The following is a 22,235-nucleotide window of genomic DNA, read 5'->3' as shown; positions in this document are numbered from 1 at the left end:
TTAAAAACTATCCTAAAAATTTGAGTAGGGCATACAGTGCAATACATGGCACAGCAATACCGAGCGTTGCTTTTAAGGTTTTTTGAACCATAAAGACCCAAATAAAGGCAGCACAGTTAAGACAAAATGAAATGAGTGTGGCGCTCATGGCCGCATTCACAGGATTTGCAATAAAGACTTTAGCAATGGTTAATGCAGAGAGTGCAGCAAGGAGATAACCTCCAAGCAAGGCAAGTGCAAATCGATACAACACCATCAGACGGTAGCTAAGTGGTGTGTCGACTTTCTTCTTTTTGGCAGGCTTCGGACGGACTTTTTCCGAATGAACCAAGGCATCAATTTGAGTGGTGCTATTCATGGAAGAGAGTTGGTGTATTAGTAAACAATATTGCAAATGATAACAATTATTATTTAAATAAAATAGATGGTAACTTTATTTATTTTTTCTGTAACGCTAAGTGAGTTTGGTGAACAGAAAAACTTGGATTGTAGTCGCTGCCTTTTTAAATAGATTTGATTCTTATTGTTATTTCTTTAAGGGATGGCTACACAGTGTTACCAAATCACGTTATACGCTGTTTTGATCTGCGTTAGTTTCATAGTCAATACTTGGGCGAATTTGGAGGAAAAGATGGCTGCTTTTATTAATGCCGAACAGGCAAAAATTATGTCAAACCAAGCGTATTTAGATATTGAAGTCTATAAATTACGTTTAGCCTCACTAATTGAGGAGAGTGCGAAACAGGGAAATACTGCGGTATTTACAGTTCTGCCAAAACATTTACCCCTAGAAGATATTCGTCATCTTTCAGCAGAACTTACCCAACTGGGATATCAAGTCCGTTTGGAAGTGGAAGAGTTCTACTATCGTTTAAACGTGTATTGGATTTAAAACTTCGCTTTGTTGTCTTGGTTTATATTGTGTGGATAAAATAAAAGCCCGTAAACGGACTTTTATCTTTTAGGAGTTTCGAAAACCGATGAGAGGGTTATGGTTGAATATCGGAAGCTTTTGTATGATAGGAATTCTTTAAATCTAGTGTCTGTTCAAGCTCATGGTCGAAAATATCGGTGAGCATACTATCGAAGCGTTGAGTGTTGTAATGAAGCAACTGATCCACTTCCTCAGAGCTGATGAATCCTGTTTCAAGCGCATGTTGAATATGTGATTCAAAATCTAAGCCTCTAAATTGTCCTTTGGACTCTGCTTTTTTAAACTTCGTCCACAGCGGATCAATCTTTAATGCTGCTTGGAACGCATTTTCCATACGCCCAAAGACATCATCGGGATCGGTATTGTAAAAAACATGCTGCTTCAGTTGTTCACGGAACGGGTTATTTTCCATGATAGCAAGTCCTAATTGCGTTTTTAGCTGGTCACTTGGTTGCTGGGCAACACGACCAAAAGGGAAACAGATGAACTTGACTACGCAAGCTGCGGCTCGCCTAGGAAAGTTTGCAAACAGACCATCAAATGCATCCTGAATTTGCACAAATGCTTTTTCTAAAGCCAGTTGAGCATGTTGTTGTTCCACCTCACTACGTTGTCCTTTTTCATAAAACTTCAAAATAGCAGTCGCGATAAATAAATAAGCATGAATGTCGGCTAAACGCCCTGAAAGCATTTCTTTGCGCTTAATATCACCTGCAAGTAAGCCTAAACAAAGGTCTGCGGTTAAAGCGAAGTTGGCACTGAAACGGTTAATGGTTTTGTAAAAAGGACGTGAGAAATCATCTGTCTGTGCGGAAGCATCTGAAGGACCACCGAACATGCCATAACTGAGTGAACGTGCTGTTCGGTTAAAGGTATAAGCCAAATGTTTAAAAAGTAGCGTGTCGAAAGGCTCTAAAGCGGTTTTTGTATCTTCTGCTTGAAGGAGTTGCAGCTCTTCATATAAATAAGGATGACAGCGCATAGAGCCTTGACCAAAGATCATTAAAGAACGGCTTAAAATATTGGCCCCTTCAACAGTAATCGAAATGGGGATGGCTTGATAATTCAATGCTAAAAAATTGCGCGGCCCCATTTGTACTGCCCGTCCGCCAACGACATCCATCCCATGATTGACAATTTTACGCATGGTTTCGGTGGCATAGTATTTGGCCATGGCTGTCATCACTGCGGGCTTGCCGCCTTCGTTTAAACCACAAGTGACCATATAGCGGAAAGCTTCGAGCATATATGTACCACTGGCAATATCACTGGTGGCCTCTTGCACGCCTTCAAAATGTCCTACAGAAATTTTAAATTGTTGGCGGACTTTGGCAAAAGCACCGACACTTAAATAGGCCATTTCGGCTGAAGCAGTGGAGAGCGCTGGCAGTGAAATCCCACGACCTACAGCTAAGCATTCCATCAGCATGCGCCAACCTTTACCTGCATTTTCCACCCCACCAATAATCCAATCGAGTGGGATAAAAACATCTTGTCCATCGACCGTGCCATTCATAAAGGGTGAACCAGGATTATGTCGCGCACCGACTTGGACACCGTCATGACTGGCCGGTAATAAGGCGCAGGTGATGCCATATTCAGTTTTGCTTGCATCGCCTAATAGTCCATCAGGGTCATAGAGTTTAAAAGCGAGACCAATCACAGTCGCAATAGGCGCCAGTGTAATCCAGCGTTTTGAAAAGTTCATACGTAAACCGAGTACTTCTTGGCCTTCAAACACACCATAGCAGACCACGCCTGTATCCGGTATTGCACCCGCGTCTGAACCAGCCTCAGGACTGGTTAAACCAAAGCAGGGGATTTCTTTACCTTTGGCGAGTCCTGGTAGGTAGCGTTGTTTTTGTTCTTCAGTTCCATAATGTAAAAGTAATTCACCTGGCCCTAGCGAGTTGGGCACCATACAACTGACTGCAGTGGTCAGTGAACGTGAAGAAATTTTGCTCATGATGCGGCTTTGTGCAAAGGAGCTAAAAGCACGACCGCCGTATTCTTTGGGAATAATTAAACCTAAAAAGCCTTGTTCTTTGATGTATTGCCACGCTTCAACAGGAAGATCTTTTAAGTGATGATGAATTTCCCATTCATTCAGTAAACCACAAAGGTGTTCAACTTCATGATCTAAGAAGGATTGCTCTTCAGCAGACAGAGTTGGGTAGACATAACCATCAAATTTTTTCCAGTCAGGCGCGCCCATAAATAATTCTTTTTCCCACCAACTGGTGCCTGCATCCAATGCTTCACGTTCGGTACTGCTCATACTCGGCATTGCTTTGGCTAAAGCTTTATAGGCAGGTTGAGTGATTAAAGACTTTCGTAATGGATCAATAACCACAATCAGGCTGAGAATAATTAAGGGCAGACCTAGAAGTAATGACCACGGACTGATAAAAATAGCAGCGAAGAGGGATGCAAAAATAATGATTGCAGTTGCCATTAAGCGACTGAGTTCAAAATAAAAAATAGCCCAGAGGATACAGATTAAAAACAGAATGGCGAAAATGAAACCCATTGAAACCTCCCGTTGTTTACACCGTGAGGTGAGTCATACGTTTTATAGAATTCCACGGAAAATAAGGCAAAACGTAGACTAAAAAGGTGTAATAAAATGAATTTGATGTGATGTGTAGCATCACGATTATTTTAGACTTTGAATTAGATTAGGGTGTTTATTGAACAATGACTGTGTTAGAAATGTATGAATACGTAATTGAAAAATATAAAGAACGAAGATCGTAATAAAAAAAGCCCTCATATGAGTAATGCCAGTCAGTTAAGCAAAAAAAGTTAAAATGCTGTAAAAAGAGCGTATGTAAATACGCTCTTTTTTTATGAATTTATCTCAGAATCTAGATTTAACATTAAAACAAACCTTACCTTCACTTTCACAATTCAGTGAATTGATTGATTTAAACTGGATTGAAGATTGCTTAGACCAAACAGGTAAAGCATCAATTCGAAAAAGAAAACTGCCTGCTGAACATGTTGTTTGGCTGGTAATCGGACTTGCTCTATTTCGAAATCAACCGATTTGGTATGTGGTTCAACAATTGCAACTTGTTTTCGGTACGGCAGAATACTGTGTACCGAGTGCATCCGTACAAGCAAGACAACGCTTAGGCTTAGAACCCATGAGTGCTTTATTTTCGACATTAAGTCAGGCATGGTTTAAAGACTCACAACAACAATATAGCAACTTTCACGGTCTATGCGTTTGTGCTGTAGATGGTGTGGTTTGGTCTATGCCTCATACCTCTGTACACGACAAATTTCATAGGACCCTTGTCCTATCAGGCTTTTTCTTTCTTAAAATTGCTAGCACTTTCTTAAATTCTTCTTTTTTTCCAAAACCAATCAAACGTAGAATAGCCATTTGAACATAGTCCAAACCGTAGCGAAATAAACTTACTGAAAGTCGTCCATGCTTCTTTATTTTTATCGCTTTTTTCCGATCATGTTGCCATTCACCTGTTAAATAGCACCAACAGAAACCCATAGCTAGCACTGCTATCAATTTCTTGACTCGTCTAGGGTCTGTTAAACGAGTATTTTCAAGATTGAATCCACGTCCTTTGAGACAACTAAATAACGTTTCGATTTCCCAGCGTAATGCATAATCACGAATAGCAGAAGCATTAAACATAGGAGAAACAACAAGTAAAAGTTCTCCATCTTCTAATCGTAGCGCACTAATATACAGTTTCACTCGACCAACCCAAATACGTCGTTTACGACATTCAGTTTGACCAACTTGAAGATGACGAAATAAATCACTAATTTTATGATTCTTGGCTAAGTGATTGGTCACAATAAAGTTTTTTTAACACGTATACAGAAGTTAATGTCATTTTCAATTAACCATGTAAACCATTTCTCACCGATAAATTCTCTGTCTGCAAACACATTCACAATACGATCTTTACCAAAAATGGAGATAAAGCGTTGAATCAAAGCAATACGCTCTTTTGTATCTGAATTTCCACGTTTATTGAGCAATGTCCAAACAATAGGTATCGCTATTCCACGATAGACGATGGCTAACATCAAGATATTGATATCTCGTTTTCCCCATTTCCAATTAGTTCTATCCAAAGTTAATTGGACTTTATCAAATGAAAATATATTGAAAATTAACTGAGAAATTTGACGATAATCGAAATACTGACCTGCAAAGAAGCGTTGTATACGTCGATAAAATGATTGTGGTAAGCACTTGATGGGTAAGGCTTTAGATGCAGAAGAAAGATTACATGTCTGTTTTACAATTAATGCAAGCATAATCAGTGTAAAACATTTTGCATGTGACTTGTTCCACTTTAGATATTTGTTTAAGATGAGATATAACTCATTGAAATGTGTCATCATATTCGTCTTCAGAAAACAAGTATTATGCCATTATTTCAATGAGTTATCTTTTTTTGTCGTGTACAAAGGCCTCATACAGAAGAAAACTTTAAGCACTTTGGTTCATCCAAAGGCAAAACAGCAGCTGCACCTTACCCACAAGTTAGAGCGACTTGCCTGGTGAATACCAATACCCATGAAATGATTGATGCCCAAATGGGCAGTATGGATCAAGGTGAATTAACCTTAGCCAGTCAATTAAAAGCACCAGTTCGCAGTATTACCCTATTTGATCGTGCTTACTTCTCTGCTGATTTTTTAGTGAGCTGGCAATCTCAGGCAGAAGAGAGTCATTGGTTGATGCGAGCAAAGGACAACCTGCGTTATGAAGTGATTCATCATAATGCGGCCCATGACTTTCAGATCAAAATGCCTGTTTCAGCAAGAGCAAAAAAGATAAATCCGTCATTGGGTGACTATTGGGAAGCACGTTTAATTGAAGTTGAATATGCAGGAAAAATAAGACGTTACATTACATCATTAACAGATTCTAAAGTTTATCCATTCAAAGACCTTGCAATGCTTTATATCCAGCGTTGGGAAATAGAAATGTGTTATCGGGAAATTAAAAGTGATTTACAGGATGCAAGGATTTTAAGAAGCAAACAACCTGATTTGGTCTATCAAGAATTGTGGGGGGTATTTATTGCATATAATATCTTAAGAAGACAGATGAGGTTTATCGCTGAACATGCAAAGGTGAGTCCTTTAAGGATCAGTTTCCATGTTGCATCTATGAGTATTATCAATATCTTAAGGCACACACCTTTAGAATCAGCAGGAAACCTACCCAAACATTTAGCGCAATTATTTGAACAATCTAAAATATTTGTATTACCTGAAAAAAGGCAAAGGCAATGTCCGCGAGTAGTGAAAATTAAAGCACAAAAATATCCAAGAAAATGCCAGTCAATTTCTTAACTGACTGGCATTACTCATATGAGGGCTTTTAATTTTTGCGTTTTAACTGTTTAACACCACAGCAAATTAAGCTTCAATTGTTTGAACAGCAATCTTTTTCGCAGGATCTGCTTTGCGACGTACTGCTGGTACAGGTTCACCATAGTATTGGCGGTCAGCGAAGTAGCTTGAACGAACCATCGGCGCTGCCCAAATATTTCTAAAGCCCAGCTTTTGACCATGCGCAGTGTAGCGTTCAAATTCTTCTGGTGTAACGAAGCGGTCAATCGGCGCATGCTCTTTAGAAGGCTGTAAATACTGGCCAATTGTTACATAGTCAACGCCGTGTGCATGCAAATCATCTAAAAGTGAAATGACTTCTTCTTCAGTTTCACCAATACCGACCATCAAACCACATTTGGTTGGAACGTCAGGGCAATATTCTTTAAACATTTTCAATAGATTTAAAGAGTGTTGGTAGTCTGAACCCGGACGCATCGCTTTGTATAAACGCGGCACAGTTTCAATGTTGTGGTTAAACACATCAGGTGGACACTCGGTCATAATGCGAAGCGCAATGTCCATACGACCACGGAAGTCAGGTACTAAAATCTCAAGTAAAGTATTCCGGCTTAATGCACGTGCTTCTTTAATACAGTCAACAAAGTGCTGTGCACCACCATCAAGTAAGTCATCGCGGTCTACAGAGGTGATCACGGCATATTTTAAACCTAAGTTTGAAATCGTTTCAGCCATGTGACGAGGTTCGTCTGCGTCAAGTGCATTTGGACGGCCATGTGCCACGTCGCAGAAAGGACAACGACGTGTACAAATGTCACCCATAATCATAAAGGTTGCAGTACCGCCACCAAAACATTCAGGTAGGTTTGGACACGCAGCTTCTTCACAAACGGTATGTAGTTTTTGTTCACGTAGGGTTGATTTAATGCGTTGCACTTCTTCGGGTGCTGCCATTTTCACGCGAATCCAATCTGGCTTGCGTGGCGTTTCAACCGTAGGAATAACTTTTACAGGTATACGCGCGACCTTTTCTGCGCCACGAAGTTTGATACCCTGCTCAGGTTTACGGTTTTCAGACATATTCAACTATTCCACTGTTTTTGACGGGGGAGATGCTAAAAATAGCAGTATTAGTATAGCGGAAATGCGAATTGATAGGGCGGAAATACTATTCATTTACTAAATGTGGTTATCACTTAATATATGTAAGCTAAATACAGCAAATTGCCTGCAATTACGTCATAATATGCCCAAGATAAGTAATAAGTTTTTAAAGAAGGAGCGTTGAATGCCACGTAAAAAAGAGGTCGTTGGTGGAACTTTCGTTAAGTACGATGCGGTCGTTCTAGGTTCAGGCCCTGCGGGTGAAGGCGCGGCAATGAAACTTGCCAAATCTGGAAAGCGTGTTGCGATTGTGGATGTGCGTGAGCAGCTCGGTGGTAACTGTACCCACGTGGGGACCATTCCAAGTAAAGCTTTACGTCAAACGGTATCGAGTATTATCCGTTATCGCCGTGACCCAATGTTTAAAAAAATGGGCGACTGGCGTCAGTTTACAATGAAGCAAGTGCTTCAAAATGCACATAAAGTGATTCAACAACAGGTTGATACACACTCACGTTTTTATGACCGCAATAAAATTGATATTTACCATGGTCGTGCTTACGTTCAAGACCAAAATACAGTTTTAGTATTTAGCCCTGAAGGCATCAAAGAAACGATCATGTGCAAACAAATCGTGATTGCAACGGGTAGCCGTCCATACCGTCCTGCGGCGCTTGATTTTAATCATCCGCGTGTATTCGATTCGGACAAAATTTTAGACCTTGATTATTCGATCCAAAAAATCATCATTTATGGTGCGGGTGTGATTGGCTGTGAATATGCGTCTATTTTCATTGGACTCGATCATAAAGTTGACTTGATTAATACACAGCACAAATTGTTGAGTTATCTAGACGATGAAATTTCTGATGCTTTGTCTTATCACTTACGTCAACAAGGTGTTTTGATTCGCCATAATGAGCAGATTGATCATCTTGAAACCTATGATGATCACGTGGTGCTACATTTGCAAAGTGGTAAGAAAATTAAAGCAGATGCTATTTTGTGGTGTAATGGTCGCTCAGGAAATACGGATGGCTTAGGCTTAGAAAATGTGGGTATTACGCCAAACAGCCGTGGTCAAATTACAGTCAATGATCAATACCAAACCGAAGTGGAAAATATTTACGCTGCGGGTGATGTGATTGGTTGGCCTTCACTGGCTTCTGCTGCATATGACCAAGGTCGTTGCGCAGGTGCAAATATGAGCGGTGAAGTGGGTGTAGAACCTGTGGTTGATATTCCGACAGGAATTTATACCATTCCAGAAATTTCTTCGATTGGTAAAACTGAACAAGAGTTAACCGAAGAAAAAATTCCGTATGAAGTGGGTCAGGCTTCTTTCCGTCATTTGGCGCGTGCGCAAATTACAGGTGACACAGTGGGTGAATTGAAAATTTTATTCCACCGTGAAACTTTGGAAGTGCTGGGTGTTCATTGCTTCGGTAATAACGCATCGGAAATTATTCACATTGGTCAGGCGGTGATGAATAGTCCAAACAATACCATCAATTATTTCGTAGAAACGACGTTTAACTATCCGACGATGGCTGAAGCATATCGTGTAGCGACCTTAAATGGTATGAATCGTTTATTCTAATTTTTATAGTATTTTCAGAGGCCTGTAAGTTTAGACTTGCAGGTTTTTTTATACGTAAAATTGCTATTTTGTAAGTGTAGGCATATCTAAATGCCTAAAACTTTTTAACGATTTGTGCGGTGGTAGGTGAGTGTGACAAGTAAGGGGGGAGGGAGCAACTTTGCTTATGACAGGCAAGTAATTTTGTGGGTGCCATGTTTCTTAGCGTAGAACATGGAAAGAATGATCCAGTGATACGGCGTAGCAGATATTTTTAGACATAAAAAAACCAACAAAGTTGGCTTTTTTGAATTAGGCTGCGACGTGAAATCAGTTACAGGATGAACTGATGTAAGAAGTAGGCAGAAATCATCATGCCTAACACAAAAAACATGCACGAATAAGCGTCAAGCTGATAACGCTTTTCTAATTGATGTTCAACATGCTGTATATTTTCTTCTTGCATAATTTTCATGGAAGTTTTTATTCCGATTTAATTATCGTTAAAATCCTATTGCACGTTTGTATTTTTAACATAAAAAATTGCTTAAATAAAGTACTAATTAAAAATAATCAGATCTCCACTATACATAATCACTTAAATATTCAAGTTTATGCTCTGTTAATCCAGAAGCCAGTAGCTACCAATAACTAACTATCTGAAAGTCATAGAACTTAGGATTTTATTATTCATCGTTAAAATAATATAATTGAATTTAAAACTGTGGATAAAAGTTCTTTTAAATGAATTTAAAATAGCAAGAGATAATAAAATATGTGGATAAGTTTTATACAAATGAATTCAAATTAAAATAAATCGTACTGATATAAATAAAAAAGCCAACGCAACCTTATACATCGATCTGGCATAGGCTGGGTTGGCTTATTTTTATAAATTATTGATTTAATGCATAAATATTGGCTTGAATCCAAATATTGCCGCGAATGTATTGTCCAATATTAAAGTTGGCGTACTCTGGATTTTTAGTGGCAATACGAATCAGTGTTGCAGGTTGGTTGTCCTCATGAATCAAGGCAACATCAAGCAGAGTGTAGTCTTGTTCCATAAATTGCATGCTGGTTTTGCCCACAATATTCCCTTGGAACCATGCTTCATCTTCCTGACCGATCTTTTCGCCATACAAATAAGCGACCATTTTTGAAAAATCGACAGTCACAGGTTCTTTGTCATCATCCGACTTTGGTTCCCATGCATCAATCTGTTCTTGTAGGTTTGCAGGAGCAATGCCATTGTTTGCTGCCAAAATATCGTTCAAGGCACGATGATGTTTAATCGATGCAGGGTCATCAACCACTAGTTGCTCGTGCTCTGCGACTGCTTCTAGTTCATATGCCCATGCGTTGAGATGTGCAATATAGGTTTGGTCTTTTTGGTATTGAGCATGATTGACGCTATATAAGCTGTCATAAGCGTAGACAATGCTGTTATTGCCTAAGTTTAAACGTAAAACGGCTTGTGTGTTGGATTGACCGCGAATGATGCGTTCAACTACAGCAGACACTTTATAGGGGCTATTAAAACTTGGAAATGCAGTTTTAACAGCCTTGGGTTTATTGTCTTCAACCGCGATGACTTGAGTCAGTTGAACAGCCGCTTGACTTGGACCTTGAATGAGCCAACAACCCGCATCCATATCTTGTTCAGTCTGGCATAAACCCATCGGCATGATTGGTGCATTTAAAGCTAAACCTAACCATTTAGGGACATCTTGTGCAGGGTTATCGGTGAGTAAATTCCAATGCTCGACGTGGCTACCAAAGTTTTGGTCATCAATGGTGATTATTTCTGGACTATTTTGATTGTTCATATGCACGATTGAATGAGGTTATATATCCCTATTAAATCGAGGGTTATTTCTATATTTCAAGTGCTATATTTTATTTTTACTGGAAAATCATCAAAAAAGACTAAAGCCTTACTTTATTTGACAGACAAAATAGTAAAAGCATTTCCTTCTGATACTTAAAAAGTATCAAGCAAACTTTGTATAGGAATTTTGAGCGGTTTTATCTATTATGCTCAAGCACTGAGTTTGTTAGACTAAGGCAGTTTCTTTTGTTTATGGATGTGCAGTGCTGCCATTTAAACTCTGGGTCGATGCAGATGCATTGCCTAAAATTTTACGTGAAGTGATTTTACGTGCTTCAGATCGTTATCAGCTTGAAGTGACCTTTGTGGCCAATCAAAATGTCGGGATTACGCCTTCCGTTCGTATTAATTCGATTCAAGTGATGAGTGGGGCGGATGCCGCGGATAAAGAAATCATCGAACGCATGAAAGAGAATGATATTGTGATGACACAAGACATTCCGCTGGCAGCACAGGTGATTGAAAAGGGTGGAATCGCAATTCACCCACGTGGTGAAATCTATACTACCGCTAATGTCAAAGCCCGCCTACATTTACGTGATTTTATGGATTCATTACGTGGCGCAGGTGTAAACACGGGTGGGCCACCGCCTATTTCTGAGCGTGATAAACGCGAATTTTCTAGTTCTTTAGACCAAACCATTCAAAAGCAAAAACGCAAAACTGCCATTTAGCATCGAGCTGATTATGTCTTCTAAAGCCAATCTGATGGCAACCTATGGATTATTGGTTTTTATTTGGTCCACAACGCCTTTAGCGATTGTGTGGAGTGTGACCGATTTACATATGCTGTGGGCGTTGGTATTACGTTTTTTCATCGCGTTGCCTTTGGCGATTTGTTTGTTATTGGTTTTAAAACTACATTTCCCAACCGATAAAGTCGCTTGGCATAGTTATTTGGCTGGTTCTTTTAGCTTGATTGGTTCCCAGTTTTTTACCTATGTTGCCACTAACTATATTAGTTCAGGCATGATTGCCTTGATGTTTGGTTTGGCACCGATTATGGCAGGACTGATCGGACGTTTTTACTTTAAGACCTATTTGAGTGCGATGCAGTGGTTTGGGATGTGTATTGCACTGCTGGGACTTGCCATCATTTGCCTTGCAGGTACAGCACAGCATGTCCATCCGTTTGGGATTGGGCTGATGTTACTTAGTGTCTTTTCTTATGCAGCCTCTATTTTCTGGGTGAAAAAAGTCAATGCGAATATTGAACCCGTTGCACAAGCGACAGGTTCAATTTTGGTGTCGACATTAGCAGCTATCTGTATTGTGCCATTTATTTGGCAGCATGCACCGCAGCAAATTCCCGATTTGAAAACTTGTTTGGCGCTGCTATATACGGTCATCATGGCGTCATTGATTGCGATGTTCTGTTATTTTAAATTGGTGCAGAAAATTCAACCCACGACTTTATCGCTGACTACCGTTATGACACCAATGATTGCTTTATTTATAGGTGCGGTGCTGAATCAAGAAAAACTTTCGATGATGGTGATTTTGGGTGCAGTGGTTTTACTGTCAGGTTTATTCGTTTACTTTTATAAAGATCTTCAGGCAAGTCGGAAACTTGCCCAAAAGTTAAAAAGCCAAAACTAGTCCAAGATTCTGGCTTTTAATGATCTTCGACCGTCAAAGAAATACAGTCGGCCAATTTGACACGATCTTGCGGGTGCAAGGTAATAAAGTATGCTCCCGTACGGCACTTGCCATTTTCCTCTTCATTGCTGTACACCACTTGTGCAATCGCTGCAATATGGAAGAAGTTTTCAGGGTGGCTCAAGGTTAAGTGTATATAAGTACCATCTTGAATTTGTTTTTCGCTATAAAAGCTCAAACCACTTTCTGAAAAGTTCACATGTTCAGGTGTAGGTAACATGGTTTGTACAATTGTGTCGTACAAAGACCCCGTGATCAGGTTTAATTTCTGGTTAAATAGGGATAAGATTCGAGCAATTTGTTGATCTTTTTCAGATAATTGTTCTAATTCGTAGTTTAGTGCATGATCAAATTGATCTAATTCTGCGAGTAGTAGAAAATAGCGCGGTAAAACAAAATTAGGATCGTAAGGGTCATTCAGGGCAACATCATCAGAAATGATCTGATAGTTAATTCTCAAGGCCGCATCGATTCGTGACATCACACGACGTTCTGCTTGAACGTTTTGATGCTGTAAATTTTCCATAATTATGACCTCGGACTAGATGGTATGTTTAAACCAATCTCGCTGTATATAGGGTTGAGATATACTCGCGCACGGCGTAGCAACCACTTTATTTCTTTTATTGCACTGGTTTCGATGATCGGTCTAACACTGGGTGTGGCTGTACTTATTACAGTCTTATCTGTAATGAATGGTTTCGACCGAGAGTTGAAAACACGTGTACTTGGAATGATACCTCAAGCCACTGTTTCTTCAACACAAATTTTAACAGATTGGCCTGAACTTGCAAAAAAAATTGAGACAAAGGAACACGTCACAGGCGTAGCACCGTTTACTCAATTGCAGGGGATGCTTACGGCACAAGGCCAAGTGGCTGGAATTATGGTCACGGGGATCGAACCTCAATATGAAAAAAAGGTTTCGATTATCCAAGACCACATGGTTGAAGGCGGTATTGATAACTTAAAAAAAGGTGAGTTTGGTATTGTTTTAGGCAAACAAATGACCGATGCCTTAGGTTTAGGTTTAAATGATAGTGTGACTTTGGTTTTACCGGAGGCAACACCTTCACCTGCGGGTGTAGTGCCGCGTTTTAAACGTTTCAAAATTGTGGGCATTTTCAGCATTGGTGCTGAGGTCGATTCGATGATGGGCTACATTGCCTTAAATGATGCATCAACTTTGTTACGTCTACCTGATGGTGCACAAGGCATTCGCTTGAAATTGGATGATATTTTTGCAGCACCTAAAGTAGCTGATGAAATTGTGATGGATCTGCCAAGCGGTTTTTATGCTTCGAATTGGACCTATACTCATGGCAATTTGTTTAGTGCGATCCAAATGGAAAAGGCTATGGTGAGCTTATTACTCTTCCTGATTGTCTTGGTGGCTGCATTTAATATTGTGTCATCCTTGGTGATGGTTGTGACCGATAAAAAATCGGATATTGCGATATTACGTACCCTTGGTGCCTCACCCGCAACTATTACCCGTATTTTTATGGTTCAGGGCACGATTATTGGTGTAATTGGTACGGTATCGGGCGCGATTCTCGGCATTGTTTTCGCCTCTGGAATTAGTGGTTTTGTAGGTTGGTTAAACAATGTGATGGGACTTCATCTGTTTGATGCCTACTTTATCAATTACTTACCATCGTATTTAAGATGGCAAGATGTATTAACCATTGTGTCCCTGTCTTTAATTTTAAGTTTCCTTGCAACAATTTATCCTGCAATGCGTGCTGCAAAAATCCAACCCGCGGAGGCATTACGTTATGAGTAAAATTGTTTTAGAAGCACAAAATATTGAAAAACATTTTACCGATGGTAAGTCGACCGTTGAGGTGATTAAAGGCCTCTCTCTACAAGTCAAAGCTGGTGAATTCGTTTCGATTGTGGGGTCGAGTGGTTCGGGAAAAAGTACTTTGTTGCATGTCTTGGGCGGTTTAGACCGTCCGAGTTCTGGGCAGGTTTTTTTGCAGGGTAGTCGTTTTGACAGTTTAAATGAAGCTGAACGTGGTTATTTACGTAATCAACACTTAGGTTTTGTTTACCAGTTCCATCATCTGTTGCCTGAGTTTACCGCTTTGGAAAATGTGGCAATGCCACTGATGTTACGTCAAGGTACTAACTTTAAAGATGTACAAAAGCAAGCCGAATATTTACTCGAACGTGTCGGATTGATGCATCGTTTAACCCATAAACCGGGTGAGCTCTCGGGTGGGGAACGTCAACGTGTTGCATTAGCGCGTGCATTGGTGGCCAAGCCAGCATTAATGATGGCGGATGAACCGACAGGCAACTTAGATCGGAAAACAGCAAGCAAAATTTTTGAGCTGCTGATGGATTTACGTCAAGAGTTCAATATGGCGATGTTGATCGTGACACATGATGAACAACTGGCTCAGTCCGCCGATTCTATTTTGCATATGCAAGATGGTCTTTGGGTCAATGACTAGGCTGAGAGCCGATAAAAATATGAGATAAAGCCACTATTTATTGAAGCCCACTTCGGTGGGCTTTATTATGGCGCCAATAAAAAAAATAACTGAATAAAAGAATGAAGTTTTTATATGCTGCTGCTTGGATTGTAGGAATTGCATTGATGGGGCAGAACGTCCCCATTCTAAATCACCTTTTTTATCCAGCGCTGATTTTGGTCAGCGTACTTTTGCCGTTACAGTTTTTTCTCTTTAAGCACAAACACGCCCTTATTTTGCAGTTTATATGCGGACTGATTTATTCCATGTTTTTTTTAACTGCGGGATATCATTATGCACAATCGGCTTTGCAGCAGCGTCTAGCTTATAAAGAAACAAAAGTTGAAGATGCTGAAATTATTGTTTATATCGCAAAAATTAACCAACTGGGTGCTGAGACCATTCAGCAAGAAATACAGGTCTTGAACCGACATGTGCAACCAGTGCAGTGGTTGAGTTTTCAAAAAAGGATCTCGGATGAGCAAGAGGTCTTGGAACTTGGGAAATACTACCGACTGACAGGGGAAATACGTCCTGCACATAGTTATTCGGTGCAAGGTGTATTCGATGTTGAGCAGTGGTATCTGCAACGTAATCTTATGTCGGGTTTTAAACTCAAGCACATACAACCCTTGTCTGAATCAGAAATTTCTGCATTAGGCTATACTAATTATTTAAGAAAACAGCAGGGCATACTCAATAAAATTCAACTGGGTATAGAACAACAGCGATTAAATATTCGTTATTTTATTTATAACCAGCCTTTAAGTCATAAGGGTCTAATTCTAGCGCTCCTGACTGGGGATGAAAGTTTCTTAGATAAGGAGATGACAGCACTTTTTCAACGCTTTGGCATTAGCCATTTATTAGCGATTTCTGGGCCACATGTGCTGATCTTTGCCGTGATGCTGTGTTGGCTGTTACAAAAGGTGCTAAATCGTTATTGGCCACAGATTTTTCTAAAAATCCCACGACCTTATGCATTGTTATTGCCATTTTGTTGCTGCGTATTGCTGTATTGTGCCTTTGTCGGTTTTGAGATTCCTGCACTTCGTACTTTACTCAGTTGTTTCTGTTTAAGTGTGTTGATTTGGCTCAGGCAGAAAATTTCAGCTTTGACGTTACTCTTATTGAGTGCATCCCTCCTTTTACTGTTTGATCCTTTTTCAAATCTATCAGCTGCCTTTTGGTTGTCCTATGGTGCGTGCTTTGTGCTTTTACGCATTTATCAAACCACGATTCGGCTCGATTTGACTCGCCCGCAGTCTTGGCAGAAAAAACTCGTTTTTAGCCTAAAACTTTTGGTTGAGTCGCAGTGGAAAATATTTGTGGCTTTGATGCCTTTGGTGATTATTTTCTTCAAGCAAGTCTCATGGGTGAGCCCAATCAGTAACCTTGTCGCTATTCCACTGATCAGTTTACTGGTTGTACCACTGGAGGTTTTGGCAGCATTTACTTTTTATCTTTTTGAACCGCTGAGCAGCCTTTTGTTTCAGTTGGCAGATTGGGTGCTGGTATTTTTATTGGGCATACTCAATGTGCTGGATGTGCTACTACCGATTAAGTTGTACCCGATTGCTCTCAATACTTGGCAAGTCATTTTACTGATTGTGCTCTTAATCATTGTTTTTATGCCCAAACCGAGTCTACCAAAATCATGGCTCGTGCTAGGTTTGATTCCTTTGTTGGGGTTCAGTAGCCAAAGCAGTCCTTTTGAGTTGATCGTCTTGGATGTCGGTCAGGGACAAGCGGTGTATATGCAACATGGGCAACAGCATGCCATGATTGATGTTGGTGGCTCCTATGATGAATCGAAGTTTAGCGTTGCTAAGCAGATTATTCAGCCATTTTTATCGAAGCAAGGCGTGAGCCAATTAGATCAGCTGATACTTACACATTTGGATCAAGATCATAGTGGAAGCTATGCCACATTAAAAAATGAGTTGTCGATCAATCAAGTTTACTCTAATCAGCAATTGGATGTGGCAACTACGTCAAACTTTAACTATTGTCAACAAGGTCAGATCTGGCACTGGTCAGAACAAGTGGAAATCAAAATTTTGTCACCGAAAGCCAATCAATTGGCACAAGTGCCATATCAGCAAAATGAGCTATCTTGTGTGGTCTATATACAGGTGAAGGATGTACAGCCTTATCAGTATTTTCTGATTATGGGGGATGCAGGCTGGCAAACCGAGTTTCAATTATTACAGGATTATCCAGACTTAAAAGTTGATGTATTGGTCTTGGGCCATCATGGCAGTCGACATAGTTCAGCCTATGCATTTTTAAAACATTATCAACCGAAATTAGCAATTGCCTCAGCAGGGTTCAATAACCGCTATGGGCATCCAAGTGCAGTAACGCAAGCCCGTTTGAAAGCTTTAAACATCCCACTCTTAACAACAGCAAAGCAAGGTAGTATTGGTTTTATTGCGCAGCCTACAGGGTTTATTGAACTGACGACACAACGTCAGACTCGACAGTGGTTGCAGTCGAATGAATCTGTTGTTCCATACGCAGTTGCTCTAAACGCGTCACAGCCTCATTAAAAGGAAGGTTATACAGTGTTCGAAGCTCAGGATTGGCTTTAAAGCGCTTATAGGTCCAGTGATAATGCTCTGGGTGACGATGAATCAGATCTTCAATAGCTTGGTGAATGACGAAAGTGCCATCATTGGCAGTACCTTGATAAATAGTTTCGCTCATTTCTTCAATGTACATATCAAAGCCATTATCATTACGAATAGCATAAAGTAATAGAGCCTTAGCTTTGGTTTTTTGAATCAGTTTGGCGCTCAGGTTGCTTGAAGCTAAAGGAAAGCCAAAATAAGGAATCATTTCACCGCCTTGTTTTGGGGTATGATCGGGTAGAATTACGGTCGTCCCCCCTTGTTTGAGTGCCTTAAAAATTTGGCGCACCCCAGATTCATCGGTAGGAACAAGATGAGCACCTTCACGGCTGCGTGCCTCACGAACAAATAAGTCAGCACCGGGGTCCTTGACCGGTTTATACATAATGGTCATTTCAGTAAATTGGGCAACATAACTATTCATAATTTCCCAAGTCCCAAAATGAGGTACGATTAAGACTAAACCTTTCTGAGCGGCAAGCGCCTGATGTAGCAAATGTTCGCCATGTACTTTTTGGACGCGTTCAATATTTTTCTGATTGCTTGAACCCCAGATACTAAAAAACTCAAAATAGGTGGTTAGTTCATTACGCACTGTTTTTCTTGCGATTACTTCACGTTGTTCATCACTGAGCTCTGGCAGTGCAATTTTTAAGTTGAGTCTGAGGGCATCATTGTTTTTACTGATTTTTAAAAGATTGACTAAACCTGCTAACCCCTTAGCAAAAAAACGTGCAAGTTTAATAGGTTGTTTGCTTACAAAACGCAGTAAACGATAGGTCGAGTTTTGCTCTTGTGCTTTAGTCATTCTTTAGAGTCAATGGTACATGTGGGTAAAAACAAAAAATATTATAGGCCAAAATGAACGGTTTCGACAGTTTTGTATAAATCAGTGTATATAATGAGGGCAATTTTATTCAAGTTTGGATTGTTATATGTCCGATTGGCCACCAAAACCAGAAAATGAAACGCCGAAACAACAGCCTGTACATGAAGAACCGACAGGAAATGAATGGAAACTTTTAGAAAAAGCAGTTTTAGCTTCTGTTGAAGAACAACGTCGTGCACGTCGCTGGGGCATCTTTTTCAAATGTCTAACTTTTGCCTATCTTTTGTTTATTCTATTTGCCATGACCAAGAGTTGTTCGACTAGTGGTACGGAGGCAACCGCATCTAAGCATATTGCTGTGGTTGATATTGTGGGTACCATTGCTGCTGACGAGCAAAGCGTGAACAGTGATGACACGATTAAGTCATTAAAGAAAGCTTTTGAAAATAAACAAAGCCAAGCGGTGGTACTCAATATTAATTCACCGGGCGGTTCTCCGGTTCAGTCGGATGAAATCTGGCAAGAAATTCAATATTTGAAAAAAGCACATAGCGATAAAAAATTGTATGCGGTGATTGGTGATACAGGTGCATCAGGTGCTTACTATATCGCATCTGCTGCTGACGAAATCTTGGTGAATCCATCGAGTTTAGTGGGTTCAATCGGTGTGATTATGCCGAACTATGGGGTGAATGGCCTCATGCAAAAACTGGGTGTTGAAGACCGCACCATGACCTCTGGTCAAAACAAAGCTTTATTGTCAATGACACAACCTGTTAACCCTGCGCAGCGCGCACATGTTCAAGGTGTACTTGATAATGTACACGAGCATTTTATTAATGCTGTGAAACAAGGTCGTGGCAAAAAGTTAAAGTCGAACGATCCGGCACTCTTCTCAGGTCTTTTCTGGACTGGTGATCAGGCGGTCAAGCTGGGTATTGCGGATCGTATTGGTAATTTACATACTTTAAAACGTGAACTAAATACCGATAAAGCGATGGATTATACCGTGGTACATAGCCCACTAGATGCTGTATTAGGCCGTTTAGGTGCATCGATGGGAGCTGGTTTTGCATCTTCACTTTCAAATCAAATGCAATCTGAACAGACCACGAAACTCCAATGAAACCTTTAATTCATTTTGCGCACGCCAATGGCGTGCCTTCTAAGGTCTATCAGAAATTATTTGATTTACTGTCAGATCAGTATGATGTGATCTATGTCCCTTTATTAGGGCCAGATAAAAACTACCCGATTGATAACCATTGGAAAAGCTTAACTCAGCAAGTGATTGACAGTATTGTTCGTCAGGCACAGGGTCGTAAAGTGATTGGTTTGGGACATTCATTAGGATCAGTGTTGACGTTTCAGGCGGCATTACAGCGTCCTGAGCTATTTCAACAAGTCATCATGATGGACCCGCCTTTGATCATGGGCAAAGCCTCATTTGCATTACACTTTGCGAAAATGTTGAAGTTAAAAATGGTTGATACCATGTCACCAGCAGCGCTATCTTTACGGCGTCGTGACCATTGGGAAAGCCGTGAGCAAGCAGCTGAACTTTTACGTCCTAAAAGCTTTTATAAAGACTTTGATCCAGACTGCTTTCAAGCTTATATTGACTATGCTTTAACGGAAGATCGCGTCCGTGGCGGTGTTGAACTTGCGATTGCAAAAATGGATGAAGTTCATATCTTCAGGACCAATCCTTCTTTATGGTGGCTACCTCAGGGCAAATCACAAGTGCCGATGCATTTGCTGATTGCTGAAAAAGGTCCTTTTGTTGGTCCAGGGTTTCCACAAATAGTGAAAAAGAAATTTGGCATTCCTTATCAAATCGTTGAGGGAAGCCATATGTTTCCTTTAGAGCGACCAGAAGAAACGGTTACTCTGATTAAGACGCTGATTCAATAAAATGTTTAATAGTACTTTTCAGTAGCCATAAAAAAACGCCCCCTTGGAGGCGTTTTTTATTTTTAAAATTTGCAAAACTGAATTGGCTCGTGCATCAGTGTATTGCGGTAGAGAACACCTTGGTCTGTATGCTGAATCGTTTGTGTACAAATCCACTCTACCACTTGCGGGTAGATGATATGCTCAAGCGTATGTACACGCTGGGCCAAACTATTCACACCATCATGTGAGCCAACTTTCAGGACACCTTGTGCCAAAGCTTGACCTGCATCAAGCTCAGCCGTCACATAGTGCACGGTACAGCCATGCAGTTGATCGCCAGTATTTAGTACGCGCTGATGGGTATGCATACCTTTGTAATGCGGTAGAAGAGAAGGGTGAATGTTGATCATTTTCCCTTCCCAAGCACTGACAAATTTCTCACTTAAAATACGCATAAAGCCCGCAAGAACCACCAAATCCACATCCCAATCGAGCAATTGCTGATGCATGACATCATCAAAAGCTTCACGATGAGGATACTGTTTGTGCTCAATGACTGCTGTTGCAATACCTGCATTTTCAGCACGCTGTAGCGCATAGGCTTCAGGTTTGTTGGAAATCACACCCACAATTTGCCCTGACAGATTGGCATCAATCAAGGCTTGAAGGTTTGATCCACTTCCTGAAACCAGAACAGCAATTTTAATCATATGACTTAAGCGAATACCACACGGATTTTTTCGTCTGCGCCTTCAACTGACTCAGCATTGTCTACGATATGCCCCATAGTGAAAGCTTTTTCACCCAGGTTATTTAGTCGTTCAACTGTTTTGTCAGCATCAGCAGCATCGACAACTAAGACCATGCCTACGCCACAGTTGAATGTGCGATACATTTCGAACTGTTCAACACCACCTTCACGTTGAAGAAGTTTAAACAATTCTGGCCATTCCCAAGATGCTTCATTCACAACAGCTTGAGCACCATTCGGCAATACGCGTGGTAAGTTACCTGGTAAACCACCACCAGTAATGTGTGCCATTGCGTGTACATCAACTTCTTTTAAAAGTTGAAGAATAGGCTTTACGTAAATACGTGTTGGTTCCATTGCAACATCGGCAAGTGGACGACCATCAACGATTTGCGTCAAGTCAACGTTTTTCACGTCTAAAATTTTACGAAGTAGAGAGTAACCGTTTGAGTGAGCACCACTTGATGCAACACCAATTAAAACGTCACCCGCTTTGACTTTAGAGCCATCAATAATTTTGCTTTGCTCAACTACGCCTACACAGAAACCTGCCAAGTCGTAATCTTCGCCTTCATACATGCCCGGCATTTCGGCAGTTTCACCACCAACCAATGCACAACCAGCAAGTTCACAGCCTGTACCAATACCCGTAACTACGTTTGCGGCTACATCTACATTAAGATGGCCAGTTGCATAGTAGTCAAGGAAGAATAATGGCTCAGCGCCACATACAAGAAGATCGTTTACACACATTGCAACCAAGTCTTGACCAATCGTGTCATGACGGTTCAAATTCAATGCTAAACGTAATTTTGTACCAACACCGTCTGTGCCAGATACGAGAACAGGTTCTTCATAACCTTTAGGGATTTTACAAAGTGCACCGAAGCCACCTAATCCGCCCATTACTTCAGGGCGAGTAGTACGCTTCGCGACAGATTTGATACGATCGACTAACGCGTCGCCCGCTTCAATGTCGACACCTGCATCCTTGTAGCTTAAACCAGTGTTTGGGGTAGAAGTTGAGTTGCTCATAATGAAGTCTCCGCATTCGCGGGGCGATTATACCTGAATATACGAAACACATATGTTATTTCTGCGCTAAAATGTTATCTTTACTAAAATATTTTTCT

General features: G+C 40.5%; 19 protein-coding genes and 2 pseudogenes. 11 read left to right on the top strand and 10 right to left on the bottom strand.

Features of this window, described 5'->3' with window-relative positions:
* Positions 1-7: 7 nt before the first annotated feature.
* The gene (locus AC4CU3_RS02370; RefSeq protein ID WP_279044176.1) at positions 8-358 is read right to left on the bottom strand and encodes a hypothetical protein; all 351 of its coding nucleotides are present in this window, start codon (positions 356-358) and stop codon (positions 8-10) included.
* 273 nt (positions 359-631) lie between these two features.
* Between AC4CU3_RS02370 and AC4CU3_RS02365 the strand changes: the two genes are divergently transcribed.
* Positions 632-892, top strand: coding sequence for a hypothetical protein (locus AC4CU3_RS02365; RefSeq protein WP_004980661.1), 261 nt, complete (start codon positions 632-634; stop codon positions 890-892).
* 97 nt (positions 893-989) lie between these two features.
* On the opposite strand, the gene AC4CU3_RS02360 is transcribed toward AC4CU3_RS02365, so the two are convergent.
* Positions 990-3,464, bottom strand: a complete 2,475-nt coding sequence (locus tag AC4CU3_RS02360; RefSeq protein WP_279044174.1) for an acyl-CoA dehydrogenase — start codon at positions 3,462-3,464, stop codon at positions 990-992.
* Positions 3,465-3,783: 319 nt separating this feature from the next.
* Between AC4CU3_RS02360 and AC4CU3_RS02355 the strand changes: the two are divergent.
* Positions 3,784-4,221: pseudogene (locus AC4CU3_RS02355) on the top strand (transposase domain-containing protein); the annotation flags it as partial.
* Positions 4,222-4,223: 2 nt separating this feature from the next.
* Here AC4CU3_RS02355 and AC4CU3_RS02350 read toward each other — a convergent pair.
* Positions 4,224-5,314 (bottom strand): IS4-like element ISAba33 family transposase gene (locus tag AC4CU3_RS02350; RefSeq protein WP_155115347.1). Its coding sequence is split into 2 segments (ribosomal slippage): positions 4,224-4,774 and positions 4,774-5,314, totalling 1,092 coding nucleotides; the frame shifts between segments, so codons are not numbered across the junction.
* A gap of 72 nt (positions 5,315-5,386) precedes the next feature.
* Between AC4CU3_RS02350 and AC4CU3_RS02345 the strand changes: the two are divergent.
* A pseudogene (locus AC4CU3_RS02345) lies at positions 5,387-6,277 on the top strand (IS4 family transposase); the annotation flags it as partial.
* Positions 6,278-6,343: 66 nt separating this feature from the next.
* Here the strand turns inward: AC4CU3_RS02345 and lipA are convergent.
* Entirely contained in the window at positions 6,344-7,357 is a 1,014-nt protein-coding gene (gene lipA / locus AC4CU3_RS02340; RefSeq protein WP_279043703.1) for a lipoyl synthase, read from the bottom strand.
* Positions 7,358-7,565: 208 nt separating this feature from the next.
* Here lipA and sthA point away from each other — a divergent pair, with 208 nt between their 5' ends.
* A complete protein-coding gene (sthA, locus tag AC4CU3_RS02335; protein ID WP_004693926.1) occupies positions 7,566-8,981 on the top strand; it encodes a Si-specific NAD(P)(+) transhydrogenase in 1,416 nt (471 codons plus the stop codon).
* A 313-nt stretch (positions 8,982-9,294) separates the two neighbouring features.
* Here the strand turns inward: sthA and AC4CU3_RS02330 are convergent, their stop codons facing one another.
* Together AC4CU3_RS02330 and AC4CU3_RS02325 are read right to left on the bottom strand one after the other, a co-directional pair.
* Complete coding sequence (locus tag AC4CU3_RS02330) at positions 9,295-9,435, bottom strand: hypothetical protein (RefSeq protein ID WP_004693924.1); 141 nt, start codon at positions 9,433-9,435, stop codon at positions 9,295-9,297.
* 421 nt (positions 9,436-9,856) lie between these two features.
* Positions 9,857-10,789, bottom strand: coding sequence for a hypothetical protein (locus AC4CU3_RS02325; RefSeq protein ID WP_125281472.1), 933 nt, complete (start codon positions 10,787-10,789; stop codon positions 9,857-9,859).
* Between the two features lie 265 nt (positions 10,790-11,054).
* On the opposite strand from AC4CU3_RS02325, the gene AC4CU3_RS02320 reads away from it, so the two are divergent.
* Both AC4CU3_RS02320 and AC4CU3_RS02315 read left to right on the top strand, forming a co-directional pair.
* The gene (locus AC4CU3_RS02320; protein ID WP_004693920.1) at positions 11,055-11,525 is read left to right on the top strand and encodes a YaiI/YqxD family protein; all 471 of its coding nucleotides are present in this window, start codon (positions 11,055-11,057) and stop codon (positions 11,523-11,525) included.
* A gap of 13 nt (positions 11,526-11,538) precedes the next feature.
* Positions 11,539-12,450 carry an EamA family transporter gene (locus AC4CU3_RS02315; RefSeq protein ID WP_279043702.1) on the top strand — a complete coding sequence of 304 codons (912 nt, stop codon included), beginning with the start codon at positions 11,539-11,541 and terminating at the stop codon, positions 12,448-12,450.
* A 16-nt stretch (positions 12,451-12,466) separates the two neighbouring features.
* Here AC4CU3_RS02315 and AC4CU3_RS02310 read toward each other — a convergent pair whose 3' ends face one another.
* On the bottom strand, positions 12,467-13,036 hold the full coding sequence (locus AC4CU3_RS02310; RefSeq protein ID WP_004980648.1) for a PilZ domain-containing protein: 570 nt from the start codon (positions 13,034-13,036) through the stop codon (positions 12,467-12,469).
* A gap of 24 nt (positions 13,037-13,060) precedes the next feature.
* Between AC4CU3_RS02310 and AC4CU3_RS02305 the strand changes: the two genes are divergently transcribed.
* The 3 genes from AC4CU3_RS02305 to AC4CU3_RS02295 all read left to right on the top strand — a co-directional run bounded on the left by AC4CU3_RS02305 (position 13,061) and on the right by AC4CU3_RS02295 (position 17,545).
* Entirely contained in the window at positions 13,061-14,296 is a 1,236-nt protein-coding gene (locus tag AC4CU3_RS02305; protein WP_004693914.1) for a lipoprotein-releasing ABC transporter permease subunit, read from the top strand.
* Positions 14,289-14,972 (top strand): lipoprotein-releasing ABC transporter ATP-binding protein LolD, encoded by a 684-nt coding sequence (lolD, locus tag AC4CU3_RS02300; protein WP_279043701.1) that lies wholly within the window; start codon positions 14,289-14,291, stop codon positions 14,970-14,972. Before AC4CU3_RS02305 ends, lolD begins: the two co-directional genes overlap by 8 nt.
* Before the next feature lie 101 nt (positions 14,973-15,073).
* The gene (locus tag AC4CU3_RS02295) at positions 15,074-17,545 is read left to right on the top strand and encodes a DNA internalization-related competence protein ComEC/Rec2 (protein ID WP_490737973.1); all 2,472 of its coding nucleotides are present in this window, start codon (positions 15,074-15,076) and stop codon (positions 17,543-17,545) included.
* On the opposite strand, the gene AC4CU3_RS02290 is transcribed toward AC4CU3_RS02295, so the two are convergent.
* On the bottom strand, positions 17,445-18,434 hold the full coding sequence (locus AC4CU3_RS02290; RefSeq protein ID WP_279043699.1) for a lysophospholipid acyltransferase family protein: 990 nt from the start codon (positions 18,432-18,434) through the stop codon (positions 17,445-17,447). The two genes, AC4CU3_RS02295 and AC4CU3_RS02290, sit on opposite strands and share 101 nt — an antisense overlap.
* A 127-nt stretch (positions 18,435-18,561) precedes the next feature.
* Here AC4CU3_RS02290 and sppA point away from each other — a divergent pair, with 127 nt between their 5' ends.
* Together sppA and AC4CU3_RS02280 are read left to right on the top strand one after the other, a co-directional pair.
* Complete coding sequence (gene sppA / locus AC4CU3_RS02285; RefSeq protein ID WP_078388908.1) at positions 18,562-19,581, top strand: signal peptide peptidase SppA; 1,020 nt, start codon at positions 18,562-18,564, stop codon at positions 19,579-19,581.
* The gene (locus tag AC4CU3_RS02280; protein WP_004980636.1) at positions 19,578-20,369 is read left to right on the top strand and encodes an alpha/beta fold hydrolase; all 792 of its coding nucleotides are present in this window, start codon (positions 19,578-19,580) and stop codon (positions 20,367-20,369) included. Before sppA ends, AC4CU3_RS02280 begins: the two co-directional genes overlap by 4 nt.
* A gap of 62 nt (positions 20,370-20,431) precedes the next feature.
* Here AC4CU3_RS02280 and purN read toward each other — a convergent pair whose 3' ends face one another.
* Positions 20,432-21,061: a phosphoribosylglycinamide formyltransferase gene (gene purN / locus AC4CU3_RS02275; protein ID WP_078388910.1), complete on the bottom strand. Its 630-nt coding sequence runs from the start codon at positions 21,059-21,061 to the stop codon at positions 20,432-20,434.
* 5 nt (positions 21,062-21,066) lie between these two features.
* Positions 21,067-22,137 carry a phosphoribosylformylglycinamidine cyclo-ligase gene (purM, locus tag AC4CU3_RS02270; protein WP_205666848.1) on the bottom strand — a complete coding sequence of 357 codons (1,071 nt, stop codon included), beginning with the start codon at positions 22,135-22,137 and terminating at the stop codon, positions 21,067-21,069.
* Positions 22,138-22,235 lie beyond the last annotated feature (98 nt).

The sequence above is a fragment of the Acinetobacter sp. 802_lipA genome (assembly GCF_058242885.1).
This window is presented reverse-complemented; position numbering and strand designations above follow the sequence as displayed.